Origin of the sequence: Aquiflexum sp. (genome assembly GCF_041749095.1) — a bacterium.
Classification (GTDB): Bacteria; Bacteroidota; Bacteroidia; order Cytophagales; family Cyclobacteriaceae; genus Aquiflexum.
Genome location: NZ_JBGTCA010000051.1, coordinates 1 through 1582 on the forward strand (window position 1 = coordinate 1; position 1582 = coordinate 1582).

Here is a 1582-nt window from a genome sequence, read left to right on the forward strand (position 1 = left end):
CAATAAGGCATTGGCAAACATAGAGGGTTATCATGGATCTATCGATGACCTGTCCATGAGTCTTTATAAGGGTGCATTTAAAATTGGAGCCCTAGTGATATATGAGGAAGCTTCAGAGGATCCCGAAACACCTTTTATCGTTATTCCTATTTTGGATTTCAGTCTGGACTGGCGGGCTCTTTTAAAGGGTAAAATTGTCTCTGAAATAGCTATGGATTCCCTTAAGGTCAATTTGACTGTGTTAAAGGAGGAGGAGAAAGAAAAAGAACCCAGACTTCATTTGGCCGAACCAATTCAGGAGTTCAATCCCATTCAGATCAACAATCTGAAGATCACCAACGCCAAGATATCTTATCTGGATCCCACTGTAGATCCTCAAGTCGATGTATATTTTGATAACTTTAACCTCCGGGGAGAGAACCTGAGTAATGTAGTGGATGAGGAAAAAATCCTTCCAGGTTTTATTCTTATAGATTCAAAGGCAATGGGAAAAGGCAGTATGGACATGGAAATGCATGTGAACATTTTGAAAGAAATCCCGGATTTCGATCTAAACCTGGCTTTTGAGGACATCGATTTGGTGAAGTTCAACAATTTTATAGAGGCCTATGCCAACCTGGAACTGGAAAGTGGAATGCTGAGTGTTTACAATGAGACAGTAGTGAATAATGGAGAAATCACAGGATATATTAAACCGGTGATCGAGGACTTTAAGGTCAATCTAAAAGCAGAGGATAGAAACCTTCCTGAAAAGGTCTATGACGCCGTAGTTAATTTAGTTGGCAAAATTTTAGAAAATCCAAAAGAAGAACAAATAGCCTCCCGGGTAGAACTTTCGGGACATGTGGAGAATATTGAAAATGATCCTTGGCAGGCAGTATTCAACTTATTGAGAAATGCTTTTATCGAAGCCTATTCCAAAGAAATCGAAAATGCCATTAATTTTGGTGGTGCTGGAGGTGAAAGTTAAACTAACCGCTTTTCTTCTATTTTTCCAAGTCCCATTAGGGACATCATATAGCTAGAAAAGATGATTAAACAATTAAACCAACTTTTTTACCGCCTACCAAGCCAAAAATCACTCTCCTTTCACATATTTCCTCCAATTATGCTGCTCTTTAAAGCCAAGGACTTCACGGATTTTTAGGTTTGAGAACAAGGCTTCATGTTCCTCCAATTCTCGGGTTAAAGGCACGCCAGGAAAAAACCGTTCCGCCAATTCCTTGCTGGGTATAATCGCTCCGTTGTGGTCATTTCCGGCATTAAAAACCTGATAACCAAGACCATCTTCTTGCAAACACAAATCCACAATCTGCCCCAAGTCTCGCGCATCAATATAGCAGAAGGCATTCCTGCGGCGTACTTCGGGGTTTTTAAAATAATTTGGAAACAGTTCAGCGTATTCGTGAGGCTCTATTACATTTCCGATCCGCAGGGCATAAATATCAAAACCTGACCTTCGTTGGAAACCACGGGCTGTTTTTTCATTGACCACCTTCGATATGCCATAGCTGTCCATGGGATCCACATCATAGTCCTCCTCCAAAGGTAAGGATTTGGGGTCGGTTGGGCCATCCGAAAA

2 protein-coding genes are annotated in these 1582 nt (G+C 41.0%); one reads left to right on the forward strand and one right to left on the reverse strand.

The genetic code is table 11. The features are described 5' to 3' along the window. Positions 1–970, forward strand: a 970-nt coding sequence (locus ACEW8O_RS03370) for a DUF748 domain-containing protein (protein ID WP_373493213.1), incomplete at its 5' end; no start/stop codon positions are given. Positions 971–1078: 108 nt separating this feature from the next. On the opposite strand, the gene ACEW8O_RS03375 is transcribed toward ACEW8O_RS03370, so the two are convergent. Then, positions 1079–1582: NAD-dependent epimerase/dehydratase family protein (locus ACEW8O_RS03375; protein WP_373493214.1), on the reverse strand; the 504-nt coding region annotated here is incomplete at its 5' end.